The 17,382-nt window shown below is 68.0% G+C and carries 16 protein-coding genes; 7 read left to right on the plus strand and 9 right to left on the minus strand.

The window, feature by feature from the left end:
- The first annotated feature begins 29 nt into the window (after positions 1-29).
- Positions 30-362, plus strand: coding sequence for a thioredoxin (gene trxA, locus IE153_RS16885; protein ID WP_031102676.1), 333 nt, complete (start codon positions 30-32; stop codon positions 360-362).
- A gap of 88 nt (positions 363-450) precedes the next feature.
- Here the strand turns inward: trxA and IE153_RS16890 are convergent, their stop codons facing one another.
- The 9 genes from IE153_RS16890 to rpmH form a co-directional block, all read right to left on the minus strand.
- The gene (locus IE153_RS16890; RefSeq protein ID WP_031102672.1) at positions 451-1,068 is read right to left on the minus strand and encodes a GNAT family N-acetyltransferase; all 618 of its coding nucleotides are present in this window, start codon (positions 1,066-1,068) and stop codon (positions 451-453) included.
- 324 nt (positions 1,069-1,392) lie between these two features.
- Positions 1,393-2,493, minus strand: coding sequence for a ParB/RepB/Spo0J family partition protein (locus IE153_RS16895; RefSeq protein WP_189590504.1), 1,101 nt, complete (start codon positions 2,491-2,493; stop codon positions 1,393-1,395).
- Positions 2,490-3,566 carry a ParA family protein gene (locus IE153_RS16900; RefSeq protein WP_185008886.1) on the minus strand — a complete coding sequence of 359 codons (1,077 nt, stop codon included), beginning with the start codon at positions 3,564-3,566 and terminating at the stop codon, positions 2,490-2,492. Before IE153_RS16900 ends, IE153_RS16895 begins: the two co-directional genes overlap by 4 nt.
- Before the next feature lie 265 nt (positions 3,567-3,831).
- On the minus strand, positions 3,832-4,548 hold the full coding sequence (gene rsmG / locus IE153_RS16905; RefSeq protein ID WP_189590505.1) for a 16S rRNA (guanine(527)-N(7))-methyltransferase RsmG: 717 nt from the start codon (positions 4,546-4,548) through the stop codon (positions 3,832-3,834).
- A 125-nt stretch (positions 4,549-4,673) separates the two neighbouring features.
- The gene (locus IE153_RS16910; protein ID WP_185008428.1) at positions 4,674-5,186 is read right to left on the minus strand and encodes a Jag family protein; all 513 of its coding nucleotides are present in this window, start codon (positions 5,184-5,186) and stop codon (positions 4,674-4,676) included.
- Between the two features lie 15 nt (positions 5,187-5,201).
- Positions 5,202-6,494: a membrane protein insertase YidC gene (gene yidC, locus IE153_RS16915; RefSeq protein ID WP_189590506.1), complete on the minus strand. Its 1,293-nt coding sequence runs from the start codon at positions 6,492-6,494 to the stop codon at positions 5,202-5,204.
- Positions 6,495-6,497: 3 nt separating this feature from the next.
- Positions 6,498-6,872 carry a membrane protein insertion efficiency factor YidD gene (gene yidD / locus IE153_RS16920; RefSeq protein ID WP_097217907.1) on the minus strand — a complete coding sequence of 125 codons (375 nt, stop codon included), beginning with the start codon at positions 6,870-6,872 and terminating at the stop codon, positions 6,498-6,500.
- A complete protein-coding gene (gene rnpA, locus IE153_RS16925) occupies positions 6,869-7,240 on the minus strand; it encodes a ribonuclease P protein component (RefSeq protein WP_078615240.1) in 372 nt (123 codons plus the stop codon). Before rnpA ends, yidD begins: the two co-directional genes overlap by 4 nt.
- Before the next feature lie 21 nt (positions 7,241-7,261).
- Positions 7,262-7,399, minus strand: coding sequence for a 50S ribosomal protein L34 (gene rpmH / locus IE153_RS16930; RefSeq protein WP_005482975.1), 138 nt, complete (start codon positions 7,397-7,399; stop codon positions 7,262-7,264).
- A 374-nt stretch (positions 7,400-7,773) separates the two neighbouring features.
- Here rpmH and dnaA point away from each other — a divergent pair, with 374 nt between their 5' ends.
- From dnaA to gyrB, 6 genes are all read left to right on the plus strand, one after another.
- A complete protein-coding gene (gene dnaA / locus IE153_RS16935; RefSeq protein WP_189590507.1) occupies positions 7,774-9,885 on the plus strand; it encodes a chromosomal replication initiator protein DnaA in 2,112 nt (703 codons plus the stop codon).
- 1,046 nt (positions 9,886-10,931) lie between these two features.
- Entirely contained in the window at positions 10,932-12,062 is a 1,131-nt protein-coding gene (gene dnaN / locus IE153_RS16940; RefSeq protein WP_097217913.1) for a DNA polymerase III subunit beta, read from the plus strand.
- 207 nt (positions 12,063-12,269) lie between these two features.
- On the plus strand, positions 12,270-13,145 hold the full coding sequence (gene gnd, locus IE153_RS16945; protein WP_097217915.1) for a phosphogluconate dehydrogenase (NAD(+)-dependent, decarboxylating): 876 nt from the start codon (positions 12,270-12,272) through the stop codon (positions 13,143-13,145).
- A gap of 30 nt (positions 13,146-13,175) precedes the next feature.
- Complete coding sequence (recF, locus tag IE153_RS16950) at positions 13,176-14,297, plus strand: DNA replication/repair protein RecF (protein WP_189590508.1); 1,122 nt, start codon at positions 13,176-13,178, stop codon at positions 14,295-14,297.
- The gene (locus tag IE153_RS16955) at positions 14,294-14,857 is read left to right on the plus strand and encodes a DciA family protein (RefSeq protein ID WP_189590509.1); all 564 of its coding nucleotides are present in this window, start codon (positions 14,294-14,296) and stop codon (positions 14,855-14,857) included. The genes recF and IE153_RS16955 overlap by 4 nt, the downstream gene beginning before the upstream one ends.
- 432 nt (positions 14,858-15,289) lie before the next feature.
- Entirely contained in the window at positions 15,290-17,350 is a 2,061-nt protein-coding gene (gene gyrB, locus IE153_RS16960; protein WP_189590510.1) for a DNA topoisomerase (ATP-hydrolyzing) subunit B, read from the plus strand.
- Positions 17,351-17,382 lie beyond the last annotated feature (32 nt).

Raw genomic sequence — 17,382 nt, forward strand, 5'->3', positions numbered from 1 at the left:
CCACGCACCAACCAGTTAAGGAGCCCGCCGTGGCCGGCACCCTGAAGAATGTGACCGACGACTCCTTCGAGACGGACGTCCTCAAGAGCGACAAGCCTGTTCTGGTGGACTTCTGGGCCGCCTGGTGCGGTCCGTGCCGCCAGATCGCTCCCTCCCTTGAGGCGATCGCCGCCGAGTACGGCGACAAGATCGAGATCGTCAAGCTGAACATTGACGAGAACCCGGGTACGGCCGCCAAGTACGGCGTCATGTCCATCCCGACCCTGAACGTCTACCAGGGTGGCGAGGTCGCCAAGACCATCGTGGGCGCGAAGCCGAAGGCCGCGATCGTTCGCGACCTCGAGGAGTTCATCGCCGAGTGAATCGGCTGCAGCGTCACACCGACGGTGCATGTTTCACGTGAAACACGAATGGGCCAACCCGGAAGGGTTGGCCCATTCGTTTGTCTGCTCACAGCGGCCGCAGCGCCGGCTCCTTCTGCACGGCTCCCAGGAGCCGGTCCAGGGCCATCTCGACGTCTTCCTTCCAGGAGAGCGTCGACCTCAGTTCCAGCCTCAGCCGCGGATGAGTGGGATGCTGGCGGACCGTCTTGAAGCCAACCGCCAGAAGATGGTCGGCGGGCAACACGCAGGCCGGTTCCTTCCAGCGCGCGTCTCCAAAGGCCTCGATCGCCTTGAATCCACGCCGCAGCAGATCCTTGGCGACCGTCTGAACCATCACTCTGCCCAGCCCCTGCCCCTGGTAGCCGGGCACGATGAACGCGGTCATCAACTGCACCGCGTCAGGCGAGACGGGGCTCGTGGGAAACGCCGTGGAGCGGGGGACGTAGGCGGGTGGGGCGTAGAGCACGTAGCCCACCGGCACGTCGTCGACGTACACGACCCGGCCGCAGGACCCCCAGTCCAGCAGAACCGCTGAGATCCAGGCTTCCTTCTCCGGAGCGGACGTGCCCTCCTTTACCGCGGCCTCACCGCTGACTGGGTCGAGCTCCCAGAAGACACACGAGCGACAACGCTTGGGAAGGTCCTGGAGGTTGTCCAGCGTGAGCGGTACGAGCCGGCGGCCCATGAAGGCTGATCCTCGCTTCCTTCGCCCGCCACCGCGTCGCGGGCGGCTGTCAGAGCGCTCCGTTCCCTGAGGAGACTGCCGATGAACCCACCGACCGCTCCCAGCCCCAAACCGGCGCTCACCAGTCCGGTGCGGCTCATGGTTCGCATGGCCCCTGCCTCCCTTTCAGAGGTGCTGCAGAGTGGTTGCGCCGTACCTGACGCATCGTATCCACGATGCGATTCCATCGATACCGGCAGAAAGGAAAGAGCGAGCCACGTTCCGGCACACACCGGACACGGCCCGCTCTGTCTCCCTGCACAGCAGAGGCTCCATGCCGGAGGCTCAGGACTCGCTCTCTTCGGAGTCGCCCTCCGAGAGGCTGTTCTGCAGGACCGGCCCCTCGCCAGGAGCGAGTGAGCCGAGGATCCGCTCAAGATCCTCCATCGAGGCGAACTCGACGGTGATCTTTCCCTTCTTCTGACCCAGGTCGACCTTCACCCGCGTCTCGAAGCGGTCCGAGAGCCGCGTGGCGAGGTCGGACAGGGCCGGCGAAACCCGGGCACCGGCACGCGGGCCCTTGGGCTTCTGAGCCTTCTGAGGCCGCGACCCCATCAGGGTCACGATCTCCTCGACGGCTCGCACCGAGAGGCCCTCGGCCACGATGCGGTGAGCCAGCCGATCCTGCTCCTCCGAGTCCTCGACGGAGAGCAGCGCCCGTGCGTGGCCGGCGGAGAGAACCCCGGCGGCGACCCGGCGCTGCACGGCCGGCGAGAGCTTCAGCAGACGCAAGGTATTGGAAACCTGCGGGCGGGACCGGCCGATGCGGTCCGCCAGCTGGTCGTGCGTGCAGTTGAAGTCCCTCAGCAACTGGTCGTAGGCGGCAGCCTCTTCCAGCGGGTTCAGCTGTGCACGGTGCAGGTTCTCCAGCAGTGCGTCCAGGAGGAGCTTCTCGTCCTCGGTGGCCCGCACGATCGCCGGGATCGCCTCCAGCCCCGCCTCGCGGCAGGCCCGCCAGCGACGCTCACCCATGATGAGCTCGTAGCGGTCGACACCCACCTGCCGTACAACGACCGGCTGAAGGAGCCCTACTTCCTTGATGGAGGTAATGAGCTCGGACAGCGCGTCCTCGTCGAAGACATCACGAGGCTGACGCGGGTTCGGCGTGATGAAGTCGAGGGGGATCTCGGCGAAGTGCGCGCCGATGGGTGCCGCAGGCGTGGCAGAAGCGCTCGGCTGCGCCGGCTCCTCTGTTTCACGTGAAACATTCGGCAGGGTCGCTACCTTCGCCGCAGCCACCCCACGATCGCTCGGCAGCACAGGCACTGCCGCCGGGGACGTGGAAGCAGCGTTCCCCGCCGCGGCCTGGGCCACCGACTTCTCCGTCGGTGCGGCAGGGATCAGTGCGCCGAGACCACGGCCCAGCCCCCTCCGTCGCTCGCTCACTGAATGCCCTCCACCATGCTCGGGTCGTTCTGCTGTGCGCCGATATGGGCGTGCGTGGCGTCATAGCTGATGCCGACGCCCTTCAGCGCGATCTCGCGTGCCGCCTCAAGGTAGGAGAGGGCACCACTCGATCCTGGATCGTAGGTCAAGACCGTCTGCCCATAGCTCGGAGCCTCCGAGATACGGACAGAGCGGGGGATGCTCGTGCGCAGCACCTCGTCGCCGAAGTGGGTGCGCACCTCTTCAGCGACCTGGGACGCGAGGCGCGTCCGGCCGTCGTACATGGTGAGCAGGATGGTCGATACATGCAGGGCGGGGTTGAGGTGCCCCCGCACGAGATCGACGTTACGCAGCAGCTGCCCGAGGCCCTCCAGCGCGTAGTACTCGCACTGGATGGGGATCAGAACTTCCTGGCCCGCCACGAGTGCGTTGACTGTCAGGAGACCGAGTGAGGGCGGGCAGTCGATGAGGATGTAGTCCAGCGGCTGCTCGTACGCCTGGATCGCGCGCTGCAGCCTGCTCTCCCGTGCCACGAGGGACACCAGCTCGATCTCCGCACCGGCGAGATCGATCGTGGCAGGGGCGCAGAAGAGGCCCTCGACATCGGGAACCGGCTGGACGACTTCGGAGAGAGGTCGGCTCTCCACCAACACGTCGTAGATGGACGGGACTTCGGCGTGGTGGTCGATGCCCAGTGCGGTGGACGCATTGCCCTGCGGGTCGAGGTCGACCACGAGGACCCGGCCACCGTGCAGCGCCAGTGATGCGGCAAGGTTGACGGTCGTCGTCGTCTTGCCCACACCACCCTTCTGGTTGGCGACCACGATGATTCGGGTCTGCTCGGGCCGTGGCAAGCCCTCGCCGGCACGGCCCAGAGCCTCCACTGCCAGTTGGGCAGCACGACCGATGGGAGTGTCGTCCATCGGAGGCGGTGTTTCACGTGAAACATCCGCCCCCATCGACTCGGTACGGGGACCGGGGACCGGATCGGTCATCGGTCCCGCGATGTTGGCGTCGGACCGCAAGGATTCACTCTCCTCGACTTCAGGCTCGCAATGAACAGAGCCTCCCATGTCTTCGGGGTCGTGAACCAGTGAGGCCTGGCGTTCTGTGGAGAAATCCACCTCTGTGGATACCTCGGGTCCCTCATCGAGTGAACCAAGAGGCTTTCGGTCGCGGGGTTCGGCCGCAGCGCGGCCACGACTGATGATGCCGTGCAGCAGTGAGCGACGTTTCACGTGAAACACGATGCACAGCAGCCATGGCCGGACTGTCGCGACACTCCGGCATGCATCGATTTGGCAGCTTGTGTGGAGTACGTCTCGTCGTCAGGACGGATCAGCGCCGACGACGCGTCCGCCCTGTGCGCGCCGCCTTGGCCCGCTTCGCAGCGAAGCGCACACCGCCAGGGCTCTCCCCAACCTCGACCCGCACGACGGTGGACAACGGGTCCACCACGCCCTCACCCACCTGCAGGATGGACGTCTCCACCGCACCCAGCTTGCTCAGCGCCACCGAAGCGCTCTTCAGCTCCTCCTCGGCCGTGTCTCCCTTGAGCGCGAGCATCTCCCCGTACGGTCGCAGCAGCGGAATGCCCCAGGTGGCGAGCCGGTCGAGCGGCGCGACGGCTCGGGCCGTCACCACGTGGACGGGCTGGATCTTCCCCATGACCTCCTCGGCCCGCCCGCGCACCACGGTCACATGATCGAGGCCGAGCAGTTCCACGACCTCGGTGAGGAAGTTGGTGCGCCGCAGCAGCGGCTCCAGGAGCGTGATCTTCAGGTCGGTGCGGACCAGCGCCAGCGGAATGCCGGGGAGACCGGCGCCCGAGCCGACATCGCACACCGTCACGCCGTCGGGCACGACCTCGGAGAGCACCGCACAGTTCAACAGATGCCGCTCCCACAGGCGAGGCACCTCACGCGGGCCGATGAGGCCGCGCTGCACGCCGGCCTCAGCGAGCAGCTCGGCGTACCGCACCGCATCCGCGAAGCGATCACCGAACACCTCTCGCGCCTGCTCGGGCGCGGGGGGAAGCTCCGCTGCCTCCGTCACGGGGGACCGTCCTTCCGTACCGCGTCAGCGCACCCGGCGCCGACACCAGAACCACCAGAACTATCAGGCTGACAAAGTTCGGCCCCGCCTGCTCAACAGACGGGGCCGGGGAACGTAGAGGCCGATCAGGCGGGCAGCACGACGACGAAGCGCTGCGGCTCCTCGCCCTCGGACTCGCTGCGCAGGCCCGCGGCCTTGACCGCATCGTGCACGACCTTGCGCTCGAAGGGCGACATCGGCTTCAGCTTCACGGCCTCGCCGCTGCTCTTGGCCTCCGCGGCGGCCTTGGCGCCCAGCTCGGACAGCTCCGAGCGCTTCTGTGCCCGGTACCCCGCGATGTCGAGCATCAGACGGCTGCGGTCGCCGGTCTCCCGGTGCACGGCCAGACGGGTGAGCTCCTGGAGCGCCTCCAGTACCTCGCCGTCACGGCCGACCAGCTTCTGCAGGTCACGGCCGCCCGAGTCGCTGATGATCGAGACGGAGGCACGGTCGGCCTCGACGTCCATGTCGATGTCGCCGTCGAGATCGGCGATGTCGAGCAGACCCTCCAGGTAGTCCGCCGCGATCTCGCCTTCCTGCTCCAGGCGAGTCAGGGTGTCTGCACCCTCGGCAGCGGCGGAGGTGGTGCCTTCCGTCACGGGATGGACTCCTTCTTACTTCTTGGACGGGGACTTGGGCCGCTGCGGGCCCTTGCGCTGTCCGGACTGGGCCTTGCTGCGGGTACCGCCGGCGGGCTTCGCGCCGCCCTTCTTGGCAGCGGCGGCGGGCTTGGCGTCCTCGGGCTCGTCGGACTTGGTCAGCGACGTCTTCGGCTCGTCGGTCTCACCGGCCGCCTTGGCGCCGCCGACTGCGCCGTGCTGCCGCTGCGACTTGCTCTGCCGCTTGGGCTGCTGACGCTTCGGGGTACCGCCGCCGGTGGTCGGCGTGCCGTCCTCGGCCTGGGCCGTGGCTGCGGCGTCGCTCTTGATCACGGTGCCGTCGGCCTGGGCGGCGAGGCCGGCCTTGCTCAGGCCGTTGATGAACTTGCGCTCGAACTCGTTGCGGTCGCGGCCCTTGGCGACGATCGCCTTGACGATGGCCCGGTCGCGGCGCTTGCTGACCTTGTTGTGCTGCGCGACGTGCTTGGTCAGGCGGTCGAGGTACGAGGCCTGAGCCTTGGAACCCGGGGTCGGGTTGTTGTGGATCACGTACATCTGCTGGCCCATGGTCCACACGTTGGTGGTCAGCCAGTAGACGAGGACACCGACCGGGAAGTTGATGCCGAAGACGGCGAACATGACCGGGAAGACGTACATCAGCATCTTCTGCTGCTGCATGAACGGGGTCTTCACCGTGGTGTCGACGTTCTTCGTCATCAGCTGGCGCTGGGTGAAGAACTGCGACGCCGACATCAGAACGATCATGATGGCGGTGACCACACGGACGTCGGTGAGGGAGGCACCGAGTGCTTCCACCTTCGACGCGCTGTCGGTGAACTTCGCGGCCAGCGGAGCCCCGACGATGTGCGCCTTCTGCGCGCTCTGCAGCAGGCTCTGGTTGATCACACCGATGGTGTCGCCCGTCGCGATGCTGTTGAGCACGTGGTACAGGGCGAAGAAGAACGGGGACTGCGCCAGGATGGGAAGGCACGAGGAGAGCGGGTTGGTGCCCGTCTCCTTGTACAGCTTCATCATCTCTTCGGACTGACGCTGCTTGTCGTTCTTGTAGCGCTCTTGGATCTTCTTCATCTCGGGCTGCAGCGTCTGCATGGCCCGAGTCGACTTGATCTGCTTCACGAAGAGCGGGATGAGGCAGATACGGATCAGGATCACCAGGGACACGATCGACAGGCCCCAGGCCCAGCCGGTGTCGGGGCCGAAGATGGCGCCGTACACCGAGTGGAACTGGACGATGACCCAGGAGACGGGTGTGGTGATAAAGCTGAAGAGGCTGGCAATCGTGTCCACTAATCATGCTCCTTGGGCATGGGACGGTGTCTCTGCGGCCGGGCCCGAAGGACTGGACGGACTTGTGGGAGAAGCCTGTCCTTCGGTGGCCGGTCCGGCGGCGGAGGGCCCGCCCTTGCGTGCCCGCCACGCGTTACGCAGCATTTCGTGCCACCGCGGGCGCTTGCGCGGCGGGACATGGTCCACACCGCCCAGCGACCACGGATTGCACCGCAGGATGCGCCAGGCCGTGAGCGCCGTTCCCTTGATGGCACCATGCCGGTCGATGGCCGTGAAGCCGTAGTGGGAGCACGACGGGTAGTACTTGCAGACCGGCCCGAGCAGCGGACTGATCGTCCACTGGTAGAGCTTGATCAGAGCCAGCAGCGGGTACTTCATCGCGCGCCCCCTCCCAGCAACCGCTGGAGAGCGGCATCCAGGTCTCGGGCCAGCTGTGCATGGTCGGCGTCGCCCGATCCGGGCAGCGCTCGTACGACTACCAGGCTACCGGGGGGCAGCTGGGCGACTCGCTCCCGCATCAGGTGGCGAAGCCTGCGCTTCACTTTGTTCCGCACGACCGCGCCACCCACTGCCTTGCTCACGACGAAACCCGCACGCGTCGGGGGAGCGCTCTCCCCAGGCGCGTGCGGGTCCGTGGAACCGCTACGTAGGTGGACGACGAGGAGCGGGCGTCCGGCCCGGCGTCCTCGTCGTACCGCGGTCGCGAAGTCCTCGCGCCGCCTCAGCCGATGCTCGGTAGGCAGCACGACGTCATGACCTGATCAGGATCAGGCGGACAGGCTGGCGCGACCCTTGCTGCGGCGGTTCGCGAGAATCGCGCGACCGGCACGGGTACGCATCCGCAGGCGGAAGCCGTGGGTCTTCGCGCGACGACGGTTGTTCGGCTGGAAGGTGCGCTTGCTCACTCGGGGGCTCCAGAAGAAATCGGTAGTTGCGGGGTGCCGTCCTGGCTGTCACCGTGCGCCCACGAGTAGCTCGCAGTTACGCCCGAGTGCACCGCTGACCGATCACCCAAATGATCTGTGCCCATCGGAGGCAGGCGGCAGCAGCCATCGACAACTCGACCTGGTTACGGTACGCGCGGCTACGCCATCCGGTCAAACCAGGAGTCGCCGGGAGACACTTGTCCACAGGCTGGGGACAACAACTTGAACCGTACCGGCCGCCCTGACTACCGTGACGGAACTCCGATTCGTTCCCTTATCCCTGCCCCACCCGATTTACATCCCGAGCCGTCCCAGAACCACACGTTCGTGGGACCTGTGAGAGAGCGTGCCCTGTGGCTGACGTACCTGCCGATCTTGCCGCAGTGTGGCCACGCGTATTGGAGCAGCTCCTTGGGGAGGGCCGCGTCCAAGGGGTCGAGGGGAAGGACGAACACTGGATCCGGCGCTGTCAGCCGCTCGCGCTGGTCGCGGACACCGCTCTGCTCGCCGTACCGAACGAATTCGCGAAGGGCGTACTTGAGGGCCGGCTGGCGCCGATCGTCAGCGAGACGCTGAGCCGCGAGTGCGGCCGCCCGATCCGGATCGCGATCACCGTCGACGACTCCGCGGGCGAGCCCCCCGCCCCGCCGGCGCCCCCGGCCCGCGCCCAGCAGCGCTACGAGGAGCCCGAGCTCCCGGCCGCGCGCCAGAACCGGGAGGGTTACGACCGTCCGGACCGTGACGGATATGACCGTCCCGAGCGCGACGGATACGACCGTCCCGAGCGCGACAAGTACGACCGGCAGGAACGCGACGGATACGACCGTCCGGAACGCGACCCCTATGACCGCCAGGACCGTGACGGGTACGAGGGGTACGGCCGCCACCGCGCCGACCAGCTGCCCGGTCCGGCCGGTGACCAGCTTCCTCCTACGCGCGGCGACCAGCTTCCGCCTACGCGCGCAGATCAACTCCCCACCGCCCGTCCCGCGTACCCGTCCGAGTACCAGCGCCCCGAGCCCGGCGCCTGGCCGCGGCCCAAACAGCAGGACGAGTACGGCTGGCAGCAGCAGCGCCTCGGCTTTCCCGAGCGTGACCCGTACGCGTCACCCGGGCAGGACTCGTACGGCTCGCAGGACTCGTACGGCTCCTCGGACTCCTACGGCCCGCCCTCCCAGGACGCCTACGGCTCCCCTTCGCAGGACTACCGCCCACAGCCCATGGAGCGCCCCTCCTACGAGCAGCAGCGTCCCGACTACGAAACGTCGCGCGGCGATTACGATCAGCGCGACCCGGTGCGCCGGGAGCCCGAGCCGCCGGCCGGCTCCGGCCACGTCCACCGGGGCGGCCCGGTCGGCCCCAACCTGCCGACGACCGGAGCCCCCGGCCCGCTGGCCGCGCAGCCCGCGCCGGCGACCGGCCCGGGCGAACCCACCGCGCGTCTGAACCCGAAGTACCTCTTCGACACGTTCGTCATCGGTGCCTCCAACCGCTTCGCGCACGCGGCCGCGGTCGCTGTGGCCGAGGCGCCGGCGAAGGCGTACAACCCCCTGTTCATCTACGGGGAGTCCGGGCTCGGCAAGACGCACCTGCTGCACGCGATCGGGCACTACGCGCGCAGCCTCTACCCGGGCACGCGGGTGCGGTACGTGAGCTCGGAGGAGTTCACCAACGAGTTCATCAACTCCATCCGCGACGGCAAGGGCGACAGCTTCCGCAAGCGGTACCGCGAGATGGACATCCTGCTCGTCGACGACATCCAGTTCCTCGCGGACAAGGAGTCGACGCAGGAGGAGTTCTTCCACACCTTCAACACGCTCCACAACGCCAACAAGCAGATCGTGCTGTCCTCCGACCGGCCGCCGAAGCAGCTGGTGACGCTGGAGGACCGGCTGCGAAACCGTTTCGAATGGGGTCTGATCACGGACGTCCAGCCGCCGGAGCTGGAGACGCGGATCGCGATCCTCCGCAAGAAGGCGGTGCAGGAGCAGCTGAACGCGCCGCCAGAGGTTCTGGAGTTCATCGCGTCCCGGATCTCGCGCAACATCCGTGAGCTGGAGGGCGCGCTGATCCGGGTCACGGCGTTCGCCTCACTCAACCGGCAGCCGGTGGACCTGGGGCTGACGGAGATCGTCCTCAAGGACCTCATCCCCGGTGGCGATGACTCTGCCCCCGAGATCACGTCGACGGCCATCATGGGCGCGACGGCGGACTACTTCGGGCTGACCGTCGAGGACCTGTGCGGCACCTCGCGCGGCCGCGCCCTCGTCACGGCCCGACAGATCGCCATGTACCTGTGCCGCGAGCTGACGGACCTGTCGCTGCCGAAGATCGGCGCGCTGTTCGGCGGCCGCGACCACACCACGGTCATGCACGCGGACCGCAAGATCCGCAATCTCATGGCCGAGCGCCGCTCCATCTACAACCAGGTCACGGAGCTGACCAACCGCATCAAGAACGGCTGACGGCGTCGGCCGCACGCCGCAGAACGCTGCTGAGGGCGCTCCCGGAACTCTCCGGGAGCGCCCTTCTTCTTGTGCGGAGATCGCAGAGGCTCGCTGAGGCCCACTGCGGCCACTGCGGCCACTGCGGCCACTGCGGCCACTGCGGTGCTGTGCCACGCGCCCTGTTCCGGTCGCCGCAGCAGCCGTGCGGCGCGGATTCCGGGCCGCCGAGCCCCCTCACCGGCTCCCGCCGCGCGCACCCCGCCGCACCCCCACCGCAACCCGCTGTTCGATTAATCGCCGGGTTACGGCCTCCCTCCACAGATTCGGGGACTTTCTGCCGTCCACATCCTGGGGACCGGGGAGTTGTCCAGATCGTGTCCACAGCAGCCCTTGTTGAAAGACCATCAGACCAGCTCAGGTGGTTGTGGATTCGTGGACGAAGGATCTCCACAGACTGTGGACGACGAGATGATCCACAGGCTGTGCACCGAGTTGTCCACCGGCCACCCACAGGCTGGGGGCAGTTGTCCCCAGCGATCGGTCGCTTCTCCACATGCCTGTCCACTGTTCGGCAACACGACGCGCCTCCTCACCGGGTCGAGTGAAAGGCGTCACACGAAGGTGCCGGGTTGGGCTGTGGGAAAGGTGGGTAAAGCTGGGGACGACGCTGGGGAGAACTCGCCTCACCCTGTGCACGGCGTGTGCAGAACTTTCTGTTCTCCACAGATACGCCCGGTTGTCCACCGCCTCCACCCACAGGACCCGTGGACAAAATTCCCGCCCTGAGCTGGGCAAACGAGGTTATCCACGGTATCCACAGCCCCTACTACTACTCCCGACTAGAGAGAGCTGGGAATCCGTTTCGAAGGGGGCCCTGTGCACAACTCGCTCTTCGGTGCCCGACCGCCCCTCGTCACGACTTGACCCCGAGAGGCACCTACTGTCAGTGCCGTGCGTCAGACTGGTCCCCGGTGTCCTCCCCCTCACAGGGACCGTCGACACCGAGACAGACGACGAGGGCCAGGCAGAGCGAGAAGCGCCGGCAACAGCAGGAGGCGGCAACAGTGAAGATCCGGGTGGAACGCGACGTACTCGCGGAGGCAGTGGCCTGGGCGGCACGCAGCCTCCCGGCCCGTCCGCCGGCGCCTGTCCTCGCCGGCCTGCTGCTGAAGGCCGAGGAAGGCCAGCTGAGCCTGTCCAGCTTCGACTACGAGGTCTCCGCACGGGTGTCCGTGGAGGCCGAGGTCGACGAGGAGGGCACGGTCCTGGTCTCCGGCCGCCTGCTCGCGGACATCTGCCGCGCACTGCCGAACCGGCCGGTGGAGATTTCCACAGACGGTGTACGGGCGACCGTGGTCTGCGGCTCGTCCCGGTTCACACTCCACACCCTGCCTGTGGAGGAGTACCCGGCCCTGCCCCAGATGCCGAACGCGACGGGCACGGTCCCCGGCGAGGTCTTCGCCTCCGCCGCCTCCCAGGTCGCCATCGCGGCCGGCCGTGACGACACGCTGCCCGTCCTCACCGGTGTCCGCATCGAGATCGAGGGCGACACCGTCACGCTGGCGTCCACCGACCGCTACCGCTTCGCGGTCCGCGAGTTCCTGTGGAAGCCGGAGAACCCCGACGCCTCGGCCGTCGCCCTGGTGCCCGCCAAGACGCTCCTGGACACCGCCAAGGCCCTGACCAGCGGCGACCAGGTGATCCTGGCGCTGTCCGGCTCGGGCTCCGGCGAGGGCCTGATCGGTTTCGAGGGCGCGGGTCGCCGTACGACGACCCGCCTGCTGGAGGGCGACCTCCCGAAGTACCGCACGCTGTTCCCGACGGAGTTCAACAGCGTCGCCGTCATCGAGACCGCCCCCTTCGTGGAGGCCGTCAAGCGCGTGGCCCTGGTCGCCGAGCGCAACACCCCGGTGCGGCTCAGCTTCGAGCAGGGCGTGCTCATCCTGGAGGCCGGTTCCAGCGACGACGCACAGGCTGTGGAAAGGGTTGACGCCCAGCTCGAGGGCGACGACATCTCGATCGCCTTCAACCCGACGTTCCTGCTGGACGGCCTGAGCGCCATCGACTCCCCGGTGGCCCAGCTGTCGTTCACGACGTCCACCAAGCCCGCGCTGCTCAGTGGCAAGCCGGCGCTGGACGCCGAGGCGGACGAGGCTTACAAGTACCTGATCATGCCGGTGCGCCTCAGCGGCTGAGCCCGCTCGAGGGCCGGTGAGACGCGGAGGATCGCCAGCGGTTGTCCACAGGCTGAGGACAAACCTGCAGGTGAGGGCGTACGACTGAGCGCGTATGCCCACAGATGTGCGCGAGCGTCCGGGTTTAGGCTCGGACGCGGGTACGAAAGTGCCTCGCGGTACGCACGTGCCGCCACGCCACGTCGCAGAACCTAAGGAACACAACTGATGGAGCTCGGTCTCGTCGGCCTCGGCAAGATGGGCGGCAACATGCGCGAGCGGATCCGCCGCGCAGGTCACACCGTCCTCGGATACGACCGCAACCCGGACCTCGCCGATGTCCACAGCCTGGAAGAGCTTGTGGGCAAGCTCAGCGGCCCGCGCGTGATCTGGGTGATGGTCCCGGCCGGTGAGGCCACGCAGACCACGATCGACCAACTCGCCGAGCTGCTGGAGCCCGGCGACGTCGTCGTGGACGGCGGCAACTCCCGCTGGACCGACGACGAGAAGCACGCCGAGGAGCTGGCGGCCAAGGGCATCGGCTTCGTCGACTGCGGTGTCTCCGGCGGCGTCTGGGGCCTGGAGAACGGCTACGCGCTGATGTACGGCGGCGACAAGGAGAACGTCGCCAAGGTGCAGCCGGTCTTCGACGCGCTCAAGCCGGAGGGCGACTCCGGCTCGGTGCACGCCGGCAAGGTCGGCGCGGGCCACTTCGCGAAGATGGTCCACAACGGCATCGAGTACGCGATGATGCAGGCCTACGCCGAGGGCTGGGAGCTCCTGGAGAAGGTCGACTCCGTGACCGACGTCCGGGAGGTCTTCCGCTCCTGGCAGGAGGGCACGGTCATCCGCTCCTGGCTGCTCGACCTCGCGGTCAACGCGCTCGACGGGGACGAGCACCTCGACGAGCTCCGGGGTTATGCACAGGACTCCGGCGAGGGACGCTGGACCGTGGAAGCGGCCATCGACAACGCGGTGCCGCTGCCGGCGATCACCGCGTCGCTGTTCGCGCGGTTCTCCTCCCGCCAGGAGGACTCCCCCCAGATGAAGATGATCGCGGCGCTGCGGAACCAGTTCGGCGGCCACGCGGTCGAGAAGAAGTAACCGAGTACCGAGGGAGGTCGGCGAACGACCATGCACGTCACGCATCTGTCGCTGGCCGACTTCCGCTCGTACCCCCGGGTCGAGGTCCCGCTCGACCCCGGGGTGACGGCCTTCGTCGGGCCGAACGGGCAGGGCAAGACCAACCTCGTCGAGGCCGTCGGCTATCTCGCCACCCTCGGCAGCCACCGGGTCTCCTCCGATGCCCCCCTGGTCCGCATGGGCGCCGAGCGCGCGATCATCCGGGCCCAGGTCCGGCAGGGCGATCGGCAGCAGCTGGTCGAGCTGGAGCTGAATCCGGGGCGCGCCAACCGGGCCCGGATCAACAGGTCCTCGCAGGTCAGGCCGCGTGACGTGCTGGGGATCGTGCGGACCGTGCTGTTCGCGCCCGAGGATCTCGCGCTGGTCAAGGGCGACCCCGGTGAGCGGCGGCGCTTCCTCGACGAGCTGATCACCGCGCGCTCCCCGCGCATGGCCGGGGTCCGTTCCGACTACGACCGGGTCCTCAAGCAGCGCAACACCCTGCTGAAGTCGGCGGCGCTGGCCCGTCGGCACGGCGGTCGCACCATGGACATGTCCACCCTGGACGTGTGGGACCAGCATCTCGCGCGCGCGGGCGCCGAGTTGCTCGCCCAGCGCCTGGACCTGATCGCCACGATCCAGCCGCTGGCCGACAAGGCGTACGAGCAACTCGCTCCCGGCGGCGGCCCGATCGCGCTGGAGTACAAGCCGTCCGCGCCGGGCGAGGCGCAGACCCGCGAGGACCTCTTCGAGCAGCTGATGGCCGCGCTCGCCGAGGCCCGCAAGCAGGAGATCGAGCGCGGCGTCACCCTGATCGGCCCGCACCGCGACGACCTGCAGCTCAAGCTCGGACAGCTCCCCGCCAAGGGCTACGCCTCCCACGGCGAGTCCTGGTCCTACGCGCTGGCGCTGCGCCTGGCCTCGTACGACCTCCTCAGGGCGGAGGGCAACGAGCCGGTGCTGGTGCTCGACGACGTCTTCGCCGAGCTGGACACCCGTCGCCGGGAGCGCCTCGCCGAGCTGGTCGCGCCCGGCGAGCAGGTCCTGGTGACGGCCGCGGTCGACGACGACGTACCGCATGTGCTGTCCGGGACGCGGTTCGCCGTGTCCGAGGGGACGGTCGAGCGCGTATGACGGAGAACACATCCGGCGGCGCCCCCGAGCCCGCCAAGTCCCCCGAGCCCGCCAGGCCCCCCGGGCCTTCCGGCGTCGACCTCGCGCGCGTGGCGCTGCGCGCCGCCAAGGACGCCGCACGCGCGCGCGGGGACGCGGCGCAGCAGAAGAAGCAGGCGCGCCGCGGCGGTCTGCGCTCCGGCGCGCGCGCTGACGGGCGCGACCCCATGGCGCTCGGCTCCGCGATCAACCGGCTGATCACCGAACGCGGCTGGGAGGCGCCGGCCGCGGTGGGCGGTGTGATGGGCCGCTGGCCGCAGATCGTCGGCGAGGACGTCGCCAAGCACTGTGTGCCGGAGAAGTACGACGAGGACGAGCGCGTCCTGACCGTGCGCTGCGACTCGACGGCCTGGGCGACCAACCTCCGGCTGCTCGCGCCCACGCTGGTCGCGCGCCTCAACGAGGACCTGGGCCACGGCAGGGTGACGCTGATCAAGGTGCAGGGCCCCGGTGGCCCGGCCCGCCGCTACGGCCCGCTGCGTGCCCCCGGCAGTACCGGTCCGGGCGATACCTACGGCTGATCTCCACCGGTTTCCCGCCCGTCGACAGTACGTGACTGACATCACATCAAGGGCTTCCGTCCGCTCTTCCGGAGCGTCGGCGGCCCCTTCGTCGTGTGCCCGCACACGGTTGCGAATCGCGACCTGACTCCGAAGTAGCCAAGGGTTGACGGCCGGAAGCGCTGAGTGCCTCTGTGAGCCTCTTGGAGCCCCCATCCGTATATCGGGAGTCGGACAAGACCCGTCGAGGGCGGCACATGCGGACTCAGGTACCGGCAAACCCCCATCAGTGTCAGTGCTACCGGTAGACTGGAAGCAATCCCGCCCCACTCGCTGGGGACCGTCCGGGAAAAGCTGAGCAACGCTGATCAAGGCTTACCAACGCAACATGCCGCAGCCGCTCCGGCAACCCGCCGACGAGCCTGGCTCGTGCTGTGCCAGAAAGGGCGCTTCGTGGCCGATTCCGGCAACCCCAACGAGAACATTCCGTCCACCGACGCCGGCACCACCGGCGCGGTCACCTCGTCGAACGGCGAGGTGACCGCCTCGTACGACGCCAGCGCCATCACCGTCCTCGAGGGTCTGGACGCGGTCCGCAAGCGACCCGGTATGTACATCGGCTCGACCGGTGAGCGCGGACTCCACCACCTGGTGCAGGAGGTCGTCGACAACTCCGTCGACGAGGCGCTCGCCGGGCACGCGGACACCATCGACGTCACGATCCTCGCCGACGGTGGCGTGCGGGTCGTCGACAACGGCCGTGGCATCCCGGTCGGCATCGTCCCCTCCGAGGGCAAGCCGGCCCTCGAGGTCGTGCTGACGGTCCTGCACGCGGGCGGCAAGTTCGGCGGCGGCGGCTACGCGGTCTCCGGCGGTCTGCACGGCGTGGGTGTCTCCGTCGTCAACGCCCTGTCCACCAGGGTCGCGGTGGAGGTCAAGACCGACGGCCACCGCTGGACGCAGGACTACAAGTTGGGCGTCCCCACGGCCCCGCTCGCCAAGCACGAGGCCACGGACGAGCACGGCACCTCGGTCACCTTCTGGGCCGACCCGGACATCTTCGAGACCACCGACTACTCCTTCGAGACGCTGTCGCGGCGCTTCCAGGAGATGGCGTTCCTCAACAAGGGCCTGCGCATCAACCTCACCGACGAGCGCGAGTCGGCGAAGGCCACCGCCGGCGCGGACGAGGCGGGCGAGGACGAGAAGCACGAGGTCAAGAGCGTCTCGTACCACTACGAGGGCGGCATCGTCGACTTCGTGACGTACCTCAACTCCCGCAAGGGAGACCTGGTGCACCCCACCGTGATCGACCTCGAGGCCGAGGACAAGGACAAGAGCCTGTCCCTCGAGGTCGCGATGCAGTGGAACGGCGGCTACACCGAGGGTGTGTACTCGTTCGCCAACATCATCCACACCCACGAGGGCGGTACGCACGAAGAGGGCTTCCGCTCCGCGCTGACCTCGCTGATCAACAAGTACGCGCGCGACAAGAGGCTGCTGCGCGAGAAGGACGACAACCTCACGGGTGACGACATCCGCGAGGGTCTGACGGCGATCATCTCGGTCAAGCTGAGCGAGCCCCAGTTCGAGGGCCAGACCAAGACCAAGCTGGGCAACACCGAGGTCAAGACCTTCGTGCAGAAGGTCGTCTACGAGCACCTCACGGACTGGCTGGACCGCAACCCGAACGAGGCCGCGGACATCATCCGCAAGGGCATCCAGGCGGCCACCGCGCGCGTGGCGGCCCGCAAGGCCCGTGACCTCACCCGGCGCAAGGGCCTGCTGGAGACCGCGTCCCTGCCGGGCAAGCTCTCCGACTGCCAGTCGAACGACCCCACCAAGTGCGAGATCTTCATCGTCGAGGGTGACTCCGCCGGCGGCTCGGCCAAGTCCGGCCGCAACCCGCAGTACCAGGCGATCCTCCCGATCCGCGGCAAGATCCTCAACGTCGAGAAGGCGCGGATCGACAAGATCCTGCAGAACCAGGAGATCCAGGCGCTGATCTCGGCCTTCGGTACCGGAGTCCACGAGGACTTCGACATCGAGAAGCTGCGCTATCACAAGATCATCTTGATGGCCGACGCCGACGTCGACGGCCAGCACATCAACACCCTGCTGCTGACCTTCCTGTTCCGCTTCATGCGGCCCCTGGTCGAGGCCGGGCACGTGTACCTCTCCCGCCCGCCGCTCTACAAGATCAAGTGGGGCAAGGACGACTTCGAGTACGCGTACTCCGACCGCGAGCGCGACGCCCTGATCGAGATGGGCCGCAACGCGGGCAAGCGCATCAAGGACGACTCGGTGCAGCGCTTCAAGGGTCTCGGTGAGATGAACGCCGAGGAACTGCGCATCACGACCATGGACCAGGAGCACCGCGTCCTCGGCCAGGTCACCCTCGACGACGCCGCCCAGGCCGACGACCTGTTCTCGGTCCTCATGGGCGAGGACGTCGAGGCCCGCCGCGCGTTCATCCAGCGCAACGCCAAGGACGTCCGCTTCCTCGACATCTGAGTCGGTCTCAGCTGACCGCATCAGGAAGGATC

The sequence above is a fragment of the Streptomyces massasporeus genome, assembly GCF_014648995.1.
Taxonomy (GTDB): Bacteria; Actinomycetota; Actinomycetes; order Streptomycetales; family Streptomycetaceae; genus Streptomyces; species Streptomyces massasporeus.